The sequence below is a fragment of the Kitasatospora sp. NPDC096128 genome, assembly GCF_040303105.1.
Taxonomy (GTDB): Bacteria; Actinomycetota; Actinomycetes; order Streptomycetales; family Streptomycetaceae; genus Kitasatospora.
In genome coordinates this window covers 84,144-101,432 of record NZ_JBEOSP010000016.1, presented here as the reverse complement: position 1 = coordinate 101,432, position 17,289 = coordinate 84,144, and the positions used below count along the sequence as shown (strand labels likewise).

The 17,289-nt window shown below is 73.9% G+C and carries 18 protein-coding genes; 6 read left to right on the top strand and 12 right to left on the bottom strand.

Annotation, left to right across the window (positions count from 1 at the left end):
- Positions 1 to 75: 75 nt before the first annotated feature.
- Positions 76 to 486: a VOC family protein gene (locus ABTY61_RS19525; RefSeq protein WP_350506253.1), complete on the top strand. Its 411-nt coding sequence runs from the start codon at positions 76 to 78 to the stop codon at positions 484 to 486.
- A gap of 12 nt (positions 487 to 498) precedes the next feature.
- Here the strand turns inward: ABTY61_RS19525 and ABTY61_RS19520 are convergent, their stop codons facing one another.
- The 3 genes from ABTY61_RS19520 to ABTY61_RS19510 all read right to left on the bottom strand — a co-directional run bounded on the left by ABTY61_RS19520 (position 499) and on the right by ABTY61_RS19510 (position 3,803).
- Positions 499 to 1,221 carry a helix-turn-helix domain-containing protein gene (locus tag ABTY61_RS19520; protein WP_350506252.1) on the bottom strand — a complete coding sequence of 241 codons (723 nt, stop codon included), beginning with the start codon at positions 1,219 to 1,221 and terminating at the stop codon, positions 499 to 501.
- Positions 1,222 to 1,230: 9 nt separating this feature from the next.
- Positions 1,231 to 2,073 carry an SGNH/GDSL hydrolase family protein gene (locus ABTY61_RS19515; protein ID WP_350506251.1) on the bottom strand — a complete coding sequence of 281 codons (843 nt, stop codon included), beginning with the start codon at positions 2,071 to 2,073 and terminating at the stop codon, positions 1,231 to 1,233.
- Positions 2,074 to 2,246: 173 nt separating this feature from the next.
- Positions 2,247 to 3,803: an MFS transporter gene (locus ABTY61_RS19510; protein WP_350506250.1), complete on the bottom strand. Its 1,557-nt coding sequence runs from the start codon at positions 3,801 to 3,803 to the stop codon at positions 2,247 to 2,249.
- Between the two features lie 277 nt (positions 3,804 to 4,080).
- On the opposite strand from ABTY61_RS19510, the gene ABTY61_RS19505 reads away from it, so the two are divergent.
- Entirely contained in the window at positions 4,081 to 4,857 is a 777-nt protein-coding gene (locus tag ABTY61_RS19505) for a TetR/AcrR family transcriptional regulator (RefSeq protein ID WP_350506249.1), read from the top strand.
- Between the two features lie 31 nt (positions 4,858 to 4,888).
- Here ABTY61_RS19505 and ABTY61_RS42005 read toward each other — a convergent pair whose 3' ends face one another.
- Both ABTY61_RS42005 and ABTY61_RS42000 read right to left on the bottom strand, forming a co-directional pair.
- A complete protein-coding gene (locus tag ABTY61_RS42005; protein ID WP_502895371.1) occupies positions 4,889 to 5,680 on the bottom strand; it encodes an isocitrate lyase/PEP mutase family protein in 792 nt (263 codons plus the stop codon).
- A 66-nt stretch (positions 5,681 to 5,746) separates the two neighbouring features.
- Positions 5,747 to 6,565, bottom strand: a complete 819-nt coding sequence (locus ABTY61_RS42000) for a cytochrome P450 family protein (protein WP_502895370.1) — start codon at positions 6,563 to 6,565, stop codon at positions 5,747 to 5,749.
- Between the two features lie 64 nt (positions 6,566 to 6,629).
- Here ABTY61_RS42000 and ABTY61_RS19495 point away from each other — a divergent pair, with 64 nt between their 5' ends.
- Positions 6,630 to 7,412 (top strand): ArsR/SmtB family transcription factor, encoded by a 783-nt coding sequence (locus ABTY61_RS19495; protein WP_350506248.1) that lies wholly within the window; start codon positions 6,630 to 6,632, stop codon positions 7,410 to 7,412.
- Positions 7,413 to 7,464: 52 nt separating this feature from the next.
- Here the strand turns inward: ABTY61_RS19495 and ABTY61_RS19490 are convergent, their stop codons facing one another.
- The 4 genes from ABTY61_RS19490 to ABTY61_RS19475 form a co-directional block, all read right to left on the bottom strand.
- Entirely contained in the window at positions 7,465 to 7,953 is a 489-nt protein-coding gene (locus ABTY61_RS19490; RefSeq protein WP_350506247.1) for a DinB family protein, read from the bottom strand.
- Positions 7,953 to 8,750 (bottom strand): VOC family protein, encoded by a 798-nt coding sequence (locus tag ABTY61_RS19485; protein WP_350506246.1) that lies wholly within the window; start codon positions 8,748 to 8,750, stop codon positions 7,953 to 7,955. Before ABTY61_RS19485 ends, ABTY61_RS19490 begins: the two co-directional genes overlap by 1 nt.
- Positions 8,751 to 8,946: 196 nt before the next feature.
- The gene (locus ABTY61_RS19480; RefSeq protein WP_350506245.1) at positions 8,947 to 11,379 is read right to left on the bottom strand and encodes a terpene synthase family protein; all 2,433 of its coding nucleotides are present in this window, start codon (positions 11,377 to 11,379) and stop codon (positions 8,947 to 8,949) included.
- A 177-nt stretch (positions 11,380 to 11,556) separates the two neighbouring features.
- Positions 11,557 to 11,904, bottom strand: coding sequence for a DoxX family protein (locus ABTY61_RS19475; protein WP_350506244.1), 348 nt, complete (start codon positions 11,902 to 11,904; stop codon positions 11,557 to 11,559).
- Positions 11,905 to 12,187: 283 nt separating this feature from the next.
- Between ABTY61_RS19475 and ABTY61_RS19470 the strand changes: the two genes are divergently transcribed.
- Positions 12,188 to 12,841, top strand: coding sequence for an HhH-GPD-type base excision DNA repair protein (locus ABTY61_RS19470; RefSeq protein WP_350506243.1), 654 nt, complete (start codon positions 12,188 to 12,190; stop codon positions 12,839 to 12,841).
- A 22-nt stretch (positions 12,842 to 12,863) separates the two neighbouring features.
- Here the strand turns inward: ABTY61_RS19470 and ABTY61_RS19465 are convergent, their stop codons facing one another.
- On the bottom strand, positions 12,864 to 13,085 hold the full coding sequence (locus tag ABTY61_RS19465) for a KTSC domain-containing protein (RefSeq protein WP_350506242.1): 222 nt from the start codon (positions 13,083 to 13,085) through the stop codon (positions 12,864 to 12,866).
- A gap of 78 nt (positions 13,086 to 13,163) precedes the next feature.
- Positions 13,164 to 14,732, bottom strand: a complete 1,569-nt coding sequence (locus tag ABTY61_RS19460; RefSeq protein ID WP_350506241.1) for an MFS transporter — start codon at positions 14,730 to 14,732, stop codon at positions 13,164 to 13,166.
- A 94-nt stretch (positions 14,733 to 14,826) separates the two neighbouring features.
- Here ABTY61_RS19460 and ABTY61_RS19455 point away from each other — a divergent pair, with 94 nt between their 5' ends.
- The gene (locus ABTY61_RS19455) at positions 14,827 to 15,792 is read left to right on the top strand and encodes a helix-turn-helix transcriptional regulator (protein WP_350506240.1); all 966 of its coding nucleotides are present in this window, start codon (positions 14,827 to 14,829) and stop codon (positions 15,790 to 15,792) included.
- A 95-nt stretch (positions 15,793 to 15,887) separates the two neighbouring features.
- Here the strand turns inward: ABTY61_RS19455 and ABTY61_RS19450 are convergent, their stop codons facing one another.
- Complete coding sequence (locus ABTY61_RS19450) at positions 15,888 to 16,406, bottom strand: YbhB/YbcL family Raf kinase inhibitor-like protein (protein WP_350506239.1); 519 nt, start codon at positions 16,404 to 16,406, stop codon at positions 15,888 to 15,890.
- A gap of 92 nt (positions 16,407 to 16,498) precedes the next feature.
- Between ABTY61_RS19450 and ABTY61_RS19445 the strand changes: the two genes are divergently transcribed.
- A complete protein-coding gene (locus ABTY61_RS19445; RefSeq protein WP_350506238.1) occupies positions 16,499 to 17,257 on the top strand; it encodes a rhomboid family intramembrane serine protease in 759 nt (252 codons plus the stop codon).
- The last annotated feature ends 32 nt before the right edge of the window (positions 17,258 to 17,289 follow it).

Below are 17,289 nucleotides of genomic sequence, written 5' to 3'. Positions count from 1 at the left end.
ATGACCGGAGGGTAGCGGCCGCAGACGTCCGATTCCTTCAAGACCCCCGCCCGCAGGCCGCCTAGCGTGGCGACCATGAACAGCACACCAGCACCGCGGTTCGCCTTCATCGGCCTGGCCGTCTCCGACATGGCCGCCTCGGTCGCCTTCTACCGGCGGCTGGGACTGGCCTTCCCCGAGGGCTCCGAGCAGGAGCCGCACGTCGAGACCGAGCTGCCCGGCGGACTGCTCCTGGTCCTCGACGCCGAATCGACCATCCGCTCCTTCCACCCGGACTGGCAGCCGCCGACCGGCGGCGCCCGGGCGGCGCTGGCGTTCCGCTGCCAGAGCCCGGCGCACGTGGACGCCGTCTACCGGGAGCTGACCGAGGCCGGCCACCACGGCGAACTCAAGCCCTGGGACGCCTTCTGGGGCCAGCGCTACGCCTCGCTGCGCGACCCGGACGGCAACGGGGTCGACCTGCTGGCACCGCTCCAGGGCGCGTGAGGGCCGGAACACTCACAGCAGATCCGTCACCCGGGACCCCGCCAACTCCCGTACATCACGGGAGAGATGAGCCTGGTCCGCATAGCCCGTCCGGGCCGCCGTCTCGGCGAGCGGGACGCCGGCGCGGGCCAGCCCCAGCGCGCGCTGCAGCCGCAGGATCCGGGCCAGCGTCTTGGGACCGTAGCCGAAGGCCGCCAGCGAGCGGCGGTGCAGCTGCCGGGCACCGAGCCCGACCGCCTCGGCCGTCGCCGCGACGCTGCGCCCGGCCGCGAGCGCGCCGGCCACCGCCCGCACCAGCGGGTCCTCGGGCCGCGCCGCGGCCGCCAGGCGCAGCGCCAGCTCCTCCAGGGCGACGGCCGGGTCGGGAGCGGCGTCGATCCGCCCGGTCAGTCGGCGCACCTCGGCGGCGGGCAGCAGGTCAGCCAACTCGACCCGGCGGTCGCGCAGTTCGTAGGCCGGCACACCGAGCAGCAGCGGCCCGGCGCCGGGCCGGAAGCGGACGCCCGCCCACGGCCCGCGCAGCCCCGGCCCGGTCCGGAACGCCCGGGTGTCCGGTCCGGCGACCAGCAGCCGGCCCTCGCTCCAGAGCAGGTCCATGCAGCCGTCCGGCAGCACCAGACCGTCCGCGCCGCCGTCACCGTCATCACCGCCGCCGCCACCGCCCGGGCTCGCGCCCTTCGTCCACAGCACCGCCCCGGGCAGCCTGGACGCGCGTTCCGCGTATTCGGTGGGCATGTTCGAAGGCTACGCGCGCCGGGCGGGCAGCGCGTCCCGGGAGCCTTCGGCGGTCCGGCCGGCGAGGTGGTCGGCGAGGCGGTCGGCGAGGTGGTCGGCGACCAGGTCCGCGACGATCGCCCCGGCCCGGTCGTTCAGGTGGAGGTGGTCGACCAGCAGGTGGAGGCCCCGGCCCCGGGCGATGCCGTCCCAGGAGTGCCGGAGGAGCAGGTGGCGGACGGCCGAGCGGAAGGCGAGGCCGACCCGGTAGCCGAAGGCGGGCGCGCCGGTGCCGCGCTCCCGCAGCACCTCGGCCATCCGCTCGTGCACCGGCAGGTAGTCGGCGCCGACGCCCCGGGCGAGTTCGGCGGCGACGACGTTGAACGCGCGGACCCGCTGGTTGGCCGGGGAGTCCGGGTCCTCGCCGAACGGCGGCAGCGAGGCCAGCGCGATGCGGGCGCGGCTGCCGGTCCGGACCAGGTCGACGATCGCGCCGAGCCGCTCCCGGTACCGCTCCGGCCCGGCGCCGCCCAGCAGGTCGTTGGTGCCGATCATGACCACCACCGCGGCCGGCCGCCGGTCGAGGACGTCCCGGCCGATCCGCTCCAGCAGGTCGGTGCAGCTGTCGCCGTTGCGTCCGGCGTTGACGAAGTCGAGGCCCCGGCAGTCGGGCCGCCGGCGCAGCGAGGCGACCCAGTCGGTACCGACGGTGCCGTGCACCAGGCTGTCGCCGGCCACCACGACCACCGGCGAACTCCCGCGGTGCGAGCGCGGGTTGACGGGAGGGCGCCGGAAGACGACCCAGCCCAGGGCGGCGGCGCAGGCGAGCAGCCCGCCGGTCGCGGCGGCGAGGCCGGGGAGCAGCCGTTGCATGGGAACCTGCTTGGAATCGGGTTGCCCGGGGCGGCGGCGGGCCATCCGAGCGGGGTCAGTGCACCTTAGGACAGGCCCTGGCCCGCCCGCCCGCAGGGGTTCGGACGGAGGCGCCGGAACGCCCGAAGGCCCCGATGCCGGCGGACCGGTCGGGGCCTTCGGAGGGCGGGTGGTCAGGCCGCCACCCCGGCGGAGGCCGCCGGAGCCTCGACGGCCGGCTCCTGGGGTTCGACCCCGGCCGACGCCTCCGCACCCGCCTCCGCACCCGCACCCGCCGGCTTGCCCCGCATCAGCACCAGGGTGAGTGCCGCCGCCACCAGGACCGCGATCCCGCCGACCGTGAAGGTGGTGGAGGTGGCGGCGTTGAAGGCCTCCCGGGCGGCCCGGGCCAGGGCGCCGTCGCCGCTGCCGGCGGAGAGGGCGAGCGCGTCGGTGACGGCGTGCCGGGCGGGGGCGGGGGCGTCGGCGGGCATCGCGCCGGTGTAGGTGCTGGAGAGCACGGTGCCGAGGATGGCCACGCCGAGGGCGGCGCCGGACTGCTGGATGGTGTCGTTGAGCGCGGAGCCGACCCCGGCGTGCTCCCCGGGGATGGCCCCCATCAGCGCGTTGGCGGCGGCCGGCATGCCGAGGCCGGAGCCGATGCCGAGGACCAGCATGGCGAGGGCGACCTTGGCGAAGCCGTCGCCGACCGAGAGGGTGGCCAGCAGGCCGAAGCCGCCCGCGATGATCACCATGCCGATCGAGGTCAGCACCCGGGCGGAGAGCTTCTTGCCGAGCGCGGCGCCGATCACGTTGAAGGCGAGCGAGGCGACGGCCAGCGGGATGAAGGCCAGGCCGGTGTCGGTGGGCGAGAACTCCAGCACGAACTGCAGGTACTGGGTGAGCACCAGCATCAGGCCGCCGGTGGCGAAGGTGAGCAGGACGAGGGAGAAGCTGGCGCCGGTGAAGACCCGGTTGCGGAACAGCTTGAGCGGGACCATCGGCGAGTCGGTGCGGACCTGGCGGACGCCGAAGCCGACCAGTGCGGCGATCGCGACGGCCAGCGAGCCGAGGGTGTTGACGTGGGCGAAGCCGTCCCGCGGCAGGACGATGATCGACCAGACCAGGGCGGTCATGCCGACCATCGAGAGCAGCATGCCGGGCAGGTCGGGCTTGCGCCAGGGGCCCTTGGACTCGGGCATCAGCACGACCGCCGCGACGATGGCCACGGCCGCGACCGGCACGTTGAGCAGGAACACCGCACCCCACCAGAAGTGCGCGATCAGCGCGCCGCCCAGCACCGGGCCGCCGACCAGGCCGATCATGGCCACCGCGCTCCAGGCGGCGATCGCCCTGGGCCGCTCCTCGTCGTCGAAGACGGTGATCAGGATGGAGAGCGTGCTGGGCATGACGAGGGCGCCGCCGACGCCCATCAGCACGCGGCCGGCGATCAGTTCACCGGGGCTGCCGGCGACCGCGGCGACCAGTGAGGCGGCGCCGAACAGCACCAGCCCGATGATCATCACTTTTCGTCGTCCGAACCGGTCGGACAGGCTGCCCGAGGTCAGCAGCAGGCCGGCGAAGACCAGGATGTACGAGTCGATGATCCACTGGATGTCCTGCGCCCCGGCCTTGAGGTCCTCCGCGATCGGCGGGATGGACACCGTGAGCACCATGTTGTCGATCACCAGCACCAGGCTGCTGAGGCACAGCACGACCAGGATGAGCCAGCGACGCGGGTGACGATCCACCGCGATTCCCCCTTCGGTTCGGCACGTCGGCCGCAGCCCCGCGCACGTCCTCGCGTCGGCGGCAGCCGCGCGGAAGTCCCCGTGGCGCACACCGTCCGCCGTCCCCGACCGAACGGTGTGCGCCACGTCGAACACTGTACGGAGACCGAACACTGTGCGCAAGGCCGTACGGCGTGCGCCAGCCGTACGGTGTACGTAAGGCCGTACGGTGTTCGGCGTCGGGGCCTATGCTGGACGGACCGCACCCGACCAGGGGGCACGTGGAATGGAGGGCCTGATGACGGCCAAGTCGGAGGACATCGCACCGGAGCACCGGAGCGAGGCGCAGCCCGGCATCACCTCGCCGTGGAACCGCCCGCAGAAGCGGCGGACCCAACCGGCCCTCAGCCGCGAGCAGATCGTCGCCGAGGCCTTCGCGCTGCTGGACTCCGACGGCATCGAGGCGCTGAGCATGCGCAAGCTCGGCGCCCGGCTCAACGCCGGTGCGACCTCGCTCTACACCCACGTCGCCAACAAGGAGGAGCTGCTCGCCCTGGTCGTCGACCACGTCTTCGGTGAACTCCCGCTGCCCCGGGTCACCGGCGCCGAGGACCCGGAGGTCTGGCGCGCGGCCGTCATGGAGAGCTGCGAGGCCATGCGCGCGACCATCACCCGCCACCCGTGGATGGTCTCGGTGATGGGCGACGTCGGAATGATCTACCTCGGGCCCAACTGGATGCGGCTCTCCGAGGCCCTGCTCGCCGTGGCGGAGACGGCCGGCTTCGAGTTCTCCGAGGCCAACGACATGATGAGCGTGGCCATGGGCTACACCATCGGCACCGCCTGTGTGGAGGCCGCCTGGCTGAGCGCCCTGACCAGGAGCGGCCAGAGCGAGCAGGAGTTCATGGCGCAGATGATGCCCGCCGTCATCGAGGCCACCAAGGGCCATCCGCGACTGCACCGGCTGTACACCACCCACGTGCCGGACGAGATCGACGAGGGCCGGGACAGCAGCTTCCGCCGCGGGCTCACCATGATCCTGGACGGCATCGAGGCGCGACGCTCCAAGGCCTGAGCCCGGACCGCCGCGCCCCGTCCGCAGACCGTCAACTCCCGCTCAGCGCCTGGACCTCGGCGTACCCGGGCAGCGGACCGACCGGCCCGCCCGAGGCCACGGCGGCGGCCGTCGACACCGCCGCCGCCAGCGCCGCCCGGTACAGCAGCCCACCCGTGCTGACCCGGGCCACCCCGAGCGCGGCCAGCTCGGCGAGGCTCGGACCGGCCGGCGTCCAGAGGATGTTGAGCGGGACGGACAGCCGCCCGACCAGCTCGGCGATCGCCGCCGGCTCGCTCAGCCCGGGCACGAACACGCCGTCCGCGCCCGCCCGCCGGTAGGCGTCCAGCCGCCGTACGGTCTCCGGCTCCGGGTCGTCGTGGCCGCACCAGTAGGTGTCGGCGCGGGCGTTCACGAACAGCTCCGGCACGGCGGCCTTCACCGCCGCGACCTTCGCCGCGTGGAGCTCGGCCGGCGCCAGGGTGCCGTCCGGCCGGCCGTCCTCCAGGTTGATGCCGACCGCCCCGAGGCCGGCCAACTCAAGTGCCAGCTCGGCGACTTCGGCCGGATCGTCACTGAACCCGGACTCCACGTCGACGCTCAGCAGGTAGCTGTCGCGGCCCAGCCGGCGGGCCAGCCGGACGGTCTCCGCGCGGGTCGCGGCGGCACCGTCGGGCAGCCCGGCGGCGGCCGCCACGCCCAGGCTGGTGGTGCCGATCGCGGGGTGGCCGACGGCGGCGAGGGCGGCGGCGGAGGCGTGGTCCCAGGCGTTCGGGAGCAGCAGCGGGCGGCCGGGGCGGTGGTGCAGGGCGGCGAACGCGGTCAGCGGGGCGGGGGTGGTCATCGAGTCTGCTCCTCGGTCGGGCTCGGGTGGTCGGTCGTGGTCGGGCCCTCGGTCGTGCCGGGGCTCCTAGGCGGGCGGCATCGAGGTGTCCGACGGGTCGGAGGAGCCGTACAGGATGCCCTCGGCGATCACCAGGGCGTGCGAGCGCCCCGGGCAGAGCCGGGGCTCGGCGCCGAAGGCCAGCGGCCCCCGGCCGGGCTCGCGGGCCGCGTCGAGGTCGAGCAGCACGTGCGCCCCGGCGGGCACGGCGACCCCGCCGACCACGGTCGCCCGGGCCGCGAACCGGCGCATCGCCCGGACCGGCGGATCCTCCCGCAGCACGGCGGCCAGGTCCGGCGCCCCGCCGCCGCGCCGGGCGTGCTCGACCAGGGTCGCGGTGGCCTCGCAGGCCTGCACCAGCAGGCCGATCCGGTTCGCCGCCGTCTCCGGGTCCGCGTCCCCCATCGCGGGCAGCAGCCGGGCCACCGCCGCATCCGCCTCCGGGTCGTCCGGCGCGGGGTCGAAGTAGGCCCGGGCCACCGCCTTCACGTCCCGTGCGACGGCCTCCGGCCCGGCCAGGCCCAGCGCCGTCGCCAGCACCCGCACCACCCGCAGCCGTAGGTCCGGTTCGTAGCCGCCCGCGGCCAGGATCCGCAGCTCGCCCGGGTCCAGCCGCTCCAGGTCTGCCAGCACCAGCGCCCGGCGCCGGGCGTGCGGCCCGCCCGCGCTGAACCGGGCGACGGTGGCCCGCAGCCAGGCCGCGGTGCCGTACGGGCCGGGCGTCGCGGGCGGCGGGACCAGCGCGGGGTCGGCCAGGGCCGCGGTCACGTCCTCGTGGCGGACGAAGGTCACTTCGCGGGAGGTCGGGTCGTGAGGTGCCGGCTTGTGGGGCGTCGGATCGTCCATGCCGTCATCGTGGCCCCGAGTCGTTTCGGCCCCTGCCGAACCGTGCCGGGACGACCATGGAGGCATGCCCGACCACGAACGCCTTCCGGTGGACCACCGGGGCTCCCCGCTCGCCGCCCTCGCCGCGCTGCTCGCCGACCCCACCCGTGCCGCCTTCTGCTCCGCCCTGCTGGACGGCCGCGCCTGGACGGCGGGCGAGCTGGCCCGGGCGGCCGGAGTCGCGCCGTCCACGGCCAGCGAGCACCTGTCCCGGCTGATCGCGGGCGGGCTGCTGAGCGAGGACCGCCAGGGGCGGCACCGGTACGTCCGGCTGGCCTCCCCCGCCGTCGCGACCCTGATCGAGGACCTCACCGTCTTCGCCGAAACCGGCCCGGAGGCCGCCGGGGCCACGCCCGGAGGGTCCTCCGCCGGACCCGCCCGCCGCCCCGGCCCGGCCCCCCGTACGCTCCGCGAGGCCACCCGGCAGAGCGCCGAGGCCCGCGCCCGCACCTGCTACGACCACCTGGCCGGCCGCCTCGGCGTGGCCGTCGCCGAGGCCCTGCTCGACCGCGGCCTGGTCAGCGACCACGCCGGGCTCGCCGTCACCGAACGGGGCCACGCCTGGCTGGCCGAGCAGCGGATCGAGCTGCCGCCGCGGGCCGGCCGCCCGGGCGGGCGCCCGGTGGTGCGCAGCTGCCTGGACTGGACGGAGCGCCGCAGCCACCTCGGCGGCGCACTGGGCGCGGCGCTCTGCCGCACCGCGCTGGACCGCTCCTGGGTCGAGCGGATCGGCTCCGGCCGGGCCCTGCGGGTCACCCCGGACGGCGGCCGGGCGCTGCACGAGCTGCTCGGCGTCGAGGTGTCCTGAAGGCCCGGGCCCGCCCGCGCCCACCCGGCCGCCGGTTCACCCCGTTCCGCCTTCACCCCATCGACTTCGCCCCGTCCAGCGCCTCCCGGATGATGTCCGCGTGCCCGGCGTGCTGCGCGGTCTCCGCGATCAGGTGCAGCAGCACCCGCCGGGCCGACCAGCTCGCTCCCGGCTCGAACCAGGGCGCCGGCGGCAGGGGGTGGCCGAGGTCGAGGTCGGGCACGCCCCGGACCAGCGCGTCCGTACCGCGCGCGACCGTCTCGTACGCGGCGAGCAGCCCGGCCAGGGTCTCGCCCTCCGCCATCCGGAACTGCTCCGCCCAGTCCCCGTCGTCGCCGCCGCGCATCGCCGCCGCACCGCCGGTGATGAACCGCGCCCAGCGCGCCTCCACGGCCGTGACGTGCTTGATCAGGCCGCCCAGGCACAGCTCGCTGGCGGTGGTGCGCCGGGCCGCCTGCTCGTCGGTGAGGTCCCGGACGGTGCGGCGCAGCAGGCCGCGGTGCTTGTCCAGGGTCTCGACCAGGTCCTCGCGCTCGCCCATCAGACGTCCACCGTCGGCGGCTGGTCGCCCACCGTGCGGCCCAGGTCGATCAGCCCGAAGGCCGCGCCCTGCTGGTCGCCGACCGCCGCGAACCGCCCGAACGGGCTGTCCATCGGGCCGAAGTAGACCGTGCCGCCGCGCGCCGTCAGCCGCCCGATCGCGGCGTCGGCGTCGTCCACGGCGAAGTAGACGCTCACGTACGAGGGCGCCTCGGGCGGCAGGAAGTCGCCCTCCGCCCCCATCCGGCCCAGCACCGGCCGGCCGCCGACCAGGAACATCCGGTAGTCGAACTGCTCGGAGTCCATCTTGCGCACGCCGTACGGGAAGACCGCCGGGAAGAAGGCGTCGGCCTTCCCGGGCTCGCGGGTGACGAGTTCGGCCCAGGCGTACGCGCCGGGCGCGTCCTGCTTCTCGAAGCCCTCGTGGGTGCCGCCCTGCCAGACGCCGAACACCACCCCGCCCGGGTCCTTGGCGACCACCATGGTGCCGAAGTCGCCGACCTGCATCGGCCCCATCACCACCTCGCCGCCGTTGGTCCGGATCCGCTCGGCGGTGGCGGCGGCGTCCGGTGAGGCCAGGTACAGGCACCAGGCGGACTTGACCTGCTCGCCGGGCATCGGCGGCACGATGGCGGCCACCGCCTTGCCGTCCGAGTACGCCTGGGTGTAGTTGCCGTACTCCGACGAGCTCTCGCCGAAGGTCCAGCCGAGGACGTCCCCGTAGAAGGCCTTCGCGCCCTCCAGGTCGGTGAACATCGCGTCGGCCCAGCAGGGTGTGCCCTCAGGTAGCGCAGCCATCTCTCAGCCCTCGTGTGCGACGGTGCGGGCGCGCGTCGGAAGGCGCGCGCGGCCCCCGACTCGCCAGCCTAGCCACGACGCGGCGCACCCGCGCGGGCTGGCCCGCGCGGGTGCGCCTGCGTCCTCGGTCCTCGTCACGACGCCCACGGACACAGCGGCCGGCCCGCGCGGGTGCGGCTGCGTACGGGGGCGTCCGTCAGCTCGCCGGGGCCGCCGCGCCCAGCGGCGGACGCAGCGAGCTGGTGCCCAGACCGGTCGGGCCGAGCGGCACCACGCCGATCGCCGAGACGGGCGCCGGTGCCGGCCCCGGCACGGCCACCGCCACCGGCGTCGCCCCGGCCGCCCGGGCCCGCACCGCGCCCGCGAGGTCCCGCTCGGCGCCGAAGTGCCGCTCCAGGTCCTCGGTGCGGTAGCGGCGGCACTCCCGGTGCCAGTTCAGTACGCCGGCCAGCCAGTTCTCCAGCTCCCGCACGTACCCGTCGAGCAGCTCCCGGGCCTCCGCCGACAGCCCGAAGTCCTGGTACATCACGGGGAGTTCCTTCTGCGCGACGTGCTGGAACTGGGCCAGCCGGGAGTGCATCAGGTCGTCGACGATCCGGACCGCCGACGGGTAGTCGCAGTCGAAGAAGTTCTGCACCACCAGGACGATGTTGTGCAGCTCGCCCTCGTACTCGATCTCCTTCTGGTACGAGAACAGGTCGTTGACCATGCAGCCGTAGTCCATCGCGGAGTTCTCCAGCGCCCGCATCGAGCCGTGCCGGTAGACCTCCTGCGGCACGGTCCGCCCGTGGCCGAGGCGGGCGAGCAGCGTGGTGAGCTCGGAGCCGAAGGTGGAGCGGCGCATCTCCAGGTAGTCCACCGGGTCCGGGACGCGGTTCTGGATCTGGTTGGCGAGCTCCCAGATCCAGCTCGCCGTCATCACCTCGATCGCCTCCCGCAGCCGGCCCCGGTTCTCCACCGTCATCGGGCCCGCGGTGCGCTCCCAGATGTCGGCGAGGGAGCGCTCCAGCGCGTTGGCGGGTTCGGGCGCGGGGGTGCCGTCCACCGGCATGAACAGCGGCAGCCGCGCGGTGGCGGCCTTGGCGCCGGCCAGGTCGCGGGTGCGGCCGAAGACCACCGGGTAGTAGTCGTCGGCCCAGGTGCCCCAGGCCAACCAGGCCGAGGCGATGTCGAGTTGGTCGGCGGTGGCGTCCGGGTGGAGCCCGGCCGCGCAGAGCGCCAGGTCGTAGTCGCGCATCGACTCGGCGTCCCAGATGCCGGATCCGGGGGCGGCGGGGTGGTCGGCCAGCAGCCCGACCCGCTCGGCCCACTCGACCACCCGCTCCCGCGCGCCGTCCAGGTGGGGGCTCAGCGTGAGGTCGAACGGCAGCCGGAACTCCGGCAGTCGGGACGGCCCGACGGCCCCGTACGGCACGTGCCCGTGCGACCGCGCCCGCCGCACGGCCGGCGCCGCCGTCGGCCCGGTGCCCGCCATCCCGGCCGCCGCCGTCCCCTGGCGCAGGATGTCCAGCGCCGAGGTCCCGATCCCGCCGATCGCGTACCGGTCCCACCAGTTGCCGGCCCCGGGAAGTCCCGGCAGCCCCGGCAGCCCGCCCCCGCTGCCCGGCGGCACCTCACCGGCCGAACCGGCCGCCGCCCCACCGCCGTTCATGTAGCGGCTGGAGCGCATGTGCCACTCGTGTCCGCCGGACTGCCAGTCCTGCAGCCCCTTGACGTACGCCATCACCCGGGCGCGGCCCACCGGGTCGAGCCCGGTCTCCGAGAACAGCACCGGCAGTTCGGTGAACACGGTGTTCTCGAACTGCTGCAGCCGCGAGGTGAGCAGGTCGTTCACCGCCTCGGCGGCGTCCTGGGTCGAGCACTCCAGGAAGTGCTCCAACACCAGGATGCCGTTGCTCAGTTCACCCTCGTCCTCGACCTCGCGCTGGTACGAGAAGATGTCGTTGCGCAGGTGCACGGCGTCCGAGAAGGCGTCCATCAGCACCCGCAGCGCCCGCGAACCCGACACCTCCTTCGGCACCTCGGCGCCCGCCGCGTACTCCACCAGCTGCGCGGACCAGGGCGCGCCGCCGACCTTGCGGCGCATCTCGATGTACTCGACCGGGTTGGCGATCCGGCCCGCGTCGATGTTGGCGAGCTCCCACAGCGACTCGTTCAGCAGGTTGCGGGTGCTCTCGGCGAACCGGATCCGCCAGTCCTCCCCCATCACCGGCACGGTCCGCCGCCACAGGTCGGCCAGCCCGGCCTCGACCGGGTTCTCCGGCTCCGGCACCGGCGTGGCCGGGTCGGCGGGCATGAACAGCGGCAGCCGGTCGAGGTGCTCCTTGCCCGCCTCGCGGTCGTTGGTGCGCTTGTACATGTCGAGGAAGTGGTCGTCGAAGAAGAAGACCCACACGTACCAGTCGGTGACCAGCGACAGCGCCTCGGCGGAGGCGTCGGGGTGGGTGTAGGCGCAGAGCAGCCCGTAGTCATGGGCGTCCAGGTCGGCCTGGTCCCAGACCCCCGACCCCTCCAGCATGCCCATCTCCCGGGCCCAGACCGAGGAGTGGGCCCGTGCCTCCTCCAGATGGGGATTGAGCCGCGCCGGGTGCGGCACGTAGAAGGACGGCAGTTCGAACGGCTGGGTCACGGCGGGCTGGCCTTTCTTGACACGTCGTTGGGGACCAAGAATGACCTGCCGTCACATCGCCGCACCGCCACAACCGAAACAGTCATACGAGATGCCACCCCCCTGGCACAATGCCCGCCCACACCCCCGGGGGGCGGGCCACCGGTCGGTGGTCCGCCCCCCGGGGGTGTGGGCCGGTCAGGCCGCGAGGCCCAGGACGAGGGAGGCGGCGACCGGGGCCAGGTAGATCAGCGGGAAGGGGATGTGGGCGTAGGCGCGGGCGCGGGCGACGGTGATCACGGCGCCGAGGAAGTAGAGGATGACGCCGACGGCGGCCGCGTAGCCGACGGCCGGGACGGCGAGGCCGACCAGCAGGCCGAGGGCGCCGGCGGCCTTGGCGACGCCGAGCCAGGTCCACCAGGCGCGCGGGACGCCGTACTCGGCGAGGGGCCCCACGACGTACTCGGCCTTGGCGAAGACCGAGTACGCGGAGAAGCCGACCATGAGGGCGCCGAGGACGGTGACGACGATGTGGGCGACGGACATTGGAGTGCTCCCCATTCGGTGGCTGGTCGGTCCGAGGCGATCGGATCCGGTCGGACACAGCACTGACCCGGCCCGTGCGACGGATGTGACCGCCACGGACAAAAATTTTTCCGCCGCCCCTCCGAGCAGCCCCCAACAACCGCTCCGCCAACGAACAAAGCAGACCTGGCAAGGGATGGAACACCAAGACTTCCCCAGCTACGGGCGTGTTGACGGCGTCCGCCCACACCGCGTCATCCAGACTGGGCGCCGACCGACGTCAACTCCGAGGAGGCCCAAGCTCATGAACGTCACCGTGCGGCTCGCGCAGCAGCCCGAGGCCGACGAACTGCTCGGACGGAGCGCGCTGGCCGCGCTCGTCGGCATGCTGCTGGACCAACAGGTGCCGATGGAATGGGCGTTCACCGGCCCGCTGACCATCGCCCGTCGGCTCGGCGGGAACGACCTCGACGCCCACGAGATCGCCACCTACAGCCCGGAGGAGTTCGTCGCCCTGCTGTCCGCGAAACCGGCCGTCCACCGCTACCCGGCCGCGATGGCCAAACGGGTCCAGCAGCTGTGCCAGTTCCTCGTCGCGCAGTACGACGGCGACGCCGCCGCGCTGTGGAAGGACGCCCGCACCGGCAAGGAGCTGCTCAGCCGCCTCAACGCGCTCCCCGGCTTCGGCAAGCAGAAGTCGCAGATCTTCCTGGCCCTGCTCGGCAAGCAGTACGGGGTACGGCCGGAGGGCTGGCGCGAGGCGGCCGGCGCGTACGGCGAGGAGGGCGCCCACCGCTCGGTCGCCGACATCACCGGGCCCGAATCCCTGATCCTGGTCAGGGAGTTCAAGCAGGAGATGAAGCGCGCCGCGAAGGAGGCCAAGGCCGCCGCCAAGCCCCGCACCACCACCCGGTCCACCGCCGCGGCCGCCACCGCGGGTGCCGGCGGGGTCCGTTGAGCCCGCCCGGGGGCGGAGGCGGCTATCGGCGGGCCGGCACCGACCGATAGGCGTACCGCCCGCGCACCGACCGCACGAAGTACCGCCCGTGGCTCTCCGCCGCGAGCAGCTCCCGGTGCACCCGGGCCGGCACGTCCGCGTACCGGTAGACCCGCCCGCCGGTGAACTCCAGCTCCAGCACCCGCGCCCGCGGGTCGTAGCCCACCGAGCGCAGCACCGAGGAGTCCACCGCCGCACGGTCCATGACCCTCCCAGTGTGCGGCGAGGGCCCCGGTCGCGCAGTGCGACCGGGGCCCTCAGCCGGGTTCCGGGAGCGGAGCCGTCACACCAGGGCGGACTTCCGGTCCTCCGGAGCCCCGTTCGCCCCGTCCGACGCATCCGCCGCGACCTCACCGTCGAGCACCGCCTCGTCGAGCACCGCACCGTCGAGCACCGGGCCGTCAGCGACCGCACCGGCCCCGCCCGCCGCCGCCCGCTTCCGCGGCAGCGCGAACATCAGCAGGAACACCGCCGCCAGCACCCCCGTGACCCACCACATCGCGTGCACGAACGCCCCGCCGAAGGCCGTCCCCCGCGCGTCGGGCGCGACCACGTCGTCCATCGCCCCGAAGAAGGCGACCGACACCAGCCCGAGCCCGAGCGCGTTGCCGACCTGCTGCACGGTGTTGATCAGCCCGGAGGCCGATCCGGCGTGCCGGCGCGGCACCTCGGACAGCACCGCGTCGGTGATCGGCGCGACGATCAGCCCCATCCCGAGGCCCATCACGACCAACGGCAGCACCATCTGCCAGGGCGTGATGGCCGTCCCGTACCGGTTCGCCTCCCAGATGTAGGTGAGCACGCCCGCGGCCATCACCAGTGCGCCCGCCTGGAGCACCTTGCGCCCGAAGCGCGGCACCAGCTTCTGCACCGACAGCCCGGCCGCCGTGGAGACGGCGATCGAGAAGGGGATTCCGGTGGTACCGGCCTTGAGCGGGCTCCAGCCGAGCCCGACCTGCATGTAGAGGGTCCAGACCAGGAAGAAGATGCCCAGCGCGACGCCGAAGGCCAGTTGCACGCAGATCCCGGCCGCGAAGCTCTTCACCCGGAACAGTGAGAGCTCGACCAGCGGCGAGCCGTCCCGCCGGGTCTTGGCCTTCTCGTACACCACGAACAGCACGAACACCGGCAGGCTGCCGGCCATCGACAGGTACCCCCAGAGCGGCCAGCCGGCCTCCCGGCCGTGGGTCAGCGGGTAGATCAGCATCAGCAGGCCGAGGCTGGCCAGCGCGACGCCGACCAGATCGAGCTTGAGCGCGTGCTCGGCCTTGGACTCGTCGATGAAGCGGCGGCCGAGGAGCAGCCCGGCGATGCCGACGGGCAGGTTGATCAGGAAGATCGGCCGCCATTCGAGGCCGAGCAGGTTCCACTCGGTGAGCAGCGCGCCGATCATCGGACCGGACACCGCGCCCAGACCGACCACCGCGCCGAACATCCCGAACACCTTGCCGCGCTCCTCAGCCGGGAAGGTCGCGTGGATGATCGACAGCACCTGCGGCACCATGAGGGCCGCCGTCCCGCCCTGGAGGATCCGCATCGCGACCAGCATCTCCGGGCCGGTGGCCAGGCCGCACAGCGCCGAGGCCAGCGTGAAGCCGGTGATCCCGATCAGGAACAGCCGCTTGCGGCCGTGGACGTCACCGAGCCGCCCGCCGGTGATCAGCCCGATAGCGAAGGCCAGCGCGTAGCCGCCGGTGACCCACTGGATCTCGCTGAACGAGGCACCGGTGTCCTGCTGGATGCTGGGGATGGCGATGTTGACGATGGTGACGTCCACCAGGTCCATGAAGGAGGCGACCATCACGATCGCCAGCGCGATCCACCTCCGCCGGTCGGCTCCTGCCGTACTCATTCCGCTCTCCTCGCTCGTCCGCCGCTGCACGTCCGGAACGGTAGCGGCCATGTAGGTCAGGAGCTGTCCCAGTTGGTCGGGCATGCTGGACGGCATGACCGACACCCCGGCCCGGCTGCTCAACCTGCTGTCCCTGCTGCAGACCCCGCGCGAGTGGCCCGGCAGCGAACTCGCCGAGCGGCTCGGCGTCAGCCCCCGCACCATCCGCCGCGACATCGACCGGCTGCGCGAGCTCGGCTACCCGGTGCAGGCCAGCATGGGCGCGGTCGGCGGCTACCGGCTGGTCGCGGGCACCGCGATGCCGCCGCTGCTGCTGGACGACGAGGAGGCGGTGGCGATCGCGGTCGGCCTGCGGGCGGCCGCCGGACACGCCGTGGTCGGCATCGAGGAGGCCTCGGTGCGGGCCCTCGGCAAGCTGCTCCAGGTGCTGCCGGCCCGGCTGCGGCACCGGGTGGGCACCCTCAACACCGCCACCGTGCCGCTGCTCACCGGGGACGGCCCGACCGTCGACCCGGAAGCCCTGACCCTGATCGCCGGCGCCGTCACCAACCACGAGCGGCTGCGCTTCGACTACCGGGCCCGCGACGGCGCCGAGACCCGGCGCAACGTCGAACCCGAGCGGCTGGTCTCGACCGGCCGCCGCTGGTACCTGATCGGCTACGACGTGGACCGGGAGGACTGGCGGCTCTTCCGGGTCGACCGGATCGCCGACCCGTTCGCCACCGGCGCCCGCTTCACCCCGCGCCCGCTGCCCGCCGAGGACGCCGCCGTGTTCGTGGCGAACCGGCTGCGCCGCTCGCCGACCCGCTCCATGGTGGCCACCGTCCACCGCCCGGCTGCCGAGGTGGACGGCTGGATGCCCTGGACGGGCGACCACGAGATCGAGCCGATCGACGACCACAGCTGCCGGCTGCGCGCCCGCGCCGACTCGCTGAAGTGGATGGCGGCCGGACTGCTCATGCTGGACTGCGACTTCGAGGTGCACGAGCCCCCGGAGCTGCGCGAACACCTGCGCACCCTCGCCGCACGGGCCGCACGGGCGGCGGACCGGGGCGATTAGGCCCGGGCTGCCGAGCCCGGGCCCGGCAGCCCGCCCGCGGTTCGGCCTCGGGCAACCGCCGGACCGCGACCGGACGACCGGACGTCAGCAGCCCCTCAGACCCCGAACTCCCCGGTCAGCAGCGCCCGGCCGAGGGTGTGGAAGGTGAGGTTGAAGCCGACCTGGGCCGGCGGGGTGTCCGCGGTGACGTCCAGCTTCTCCACGTCCAGCGCGTGCACCGCGAACACGTACCGGTGCGGGGCGCCGGGCGGCGGGGCGGCACCGTCGTACTTGTTGCCGGGGAAGTCGTTGCGCCCGTGGAAGGAGTCCGCGCCCGGCAGGTCCTCGTCCGAGGAGCCGGCGCCGCGCGGCAGTCCGGCGGTGTCGGCGGGCAGGTTGAGGGCGAGCCAGTGCCACCAGCCGGAGCCGGTCGGCGCGTCCGGGTCGTAGCAGGTGACGGCAATGCTCCGGGTGCCCTCCGGCAGGCCCGACCAGGCCAGCTGCGGCGAGAGGTTGCCGCCGGCGTAGATGAACTCCTCGGCCAGCGTGCCGCCTTCGGCGAAGTCCTGGCTGCTCAACGGGAAGGACGGCACCTGCGGCAGGAACTCGTACGGCAGCGGCGGACGAACACTCATGGGTGCACCTCTCACAAGTTCTCACGGTCGGGACGACACCGGTCACTGTAATGGGGTGCACGTCCGATCCGGTGGCCCCTACAGTCGGTGCCATGGCCTCGGAGCACCCCAGCAGCACGGCAAGCGACCTCGACCCCGTCCGCATGATCGCGGACGCCCGTCGGGCGCTGTTCACCATGGTCGGCGTACTCGCCGCGATCTGGCTGATCCAGCTGGTGAACTGGATGGACGACTACGACCTCGGCAGGCGCTTCGGCGTGATCCCGCAGGACGTGACCAGGCTGCCGAACATCGTCACCGCGCCCTTCCTGCACTGGAACTGGGCCCACCTGGAGGCCAACTCCGGCCCGCTGTTCGTCTTCGGCTTCCTGGCCGCCTACCGAGGGGTGAAGAAGTTCCTCGGCCTGACCCTGCTGCTCGCCCTGACCAGCGAGCTGACGGCCTGGGTGTTCGACCCCCCGCACACCGTCGGCGCGGGCGCCAGCGGCGTGGTGTTCGGCTACTTCGGCTACGTGGTGCTGCGCGGGATCATCGACCGCAACCTGATCGACACCCTGGTCGGCGTGGTGCTCGGTGCCTCCTACGCCTACATGGTCACCAGCGCCCTGCCCGGGGTCGCCCCGGGCATCAGCTGGGCGGCCCACCTGGGCGGTCTGATCGGCGGCCTGGCCGGCGCCTGGATCTTCCGCAACCGGGCTCCGCGCCCGGCCGCCGTGCCCGGGGCCCGGACCGCCTCCCGGGCCGGCTCCACCGCCAGGCCGACCACCAAAGTGACCGCCAAGCCGACCGCCACCGACCCGAACAGCCCCAACGCCGCCCTGCTCAAGGAGCTCGACGACCTGGGCCTCTAGCCCGACCGGCCCCGCCAGGTATAGACCATTCC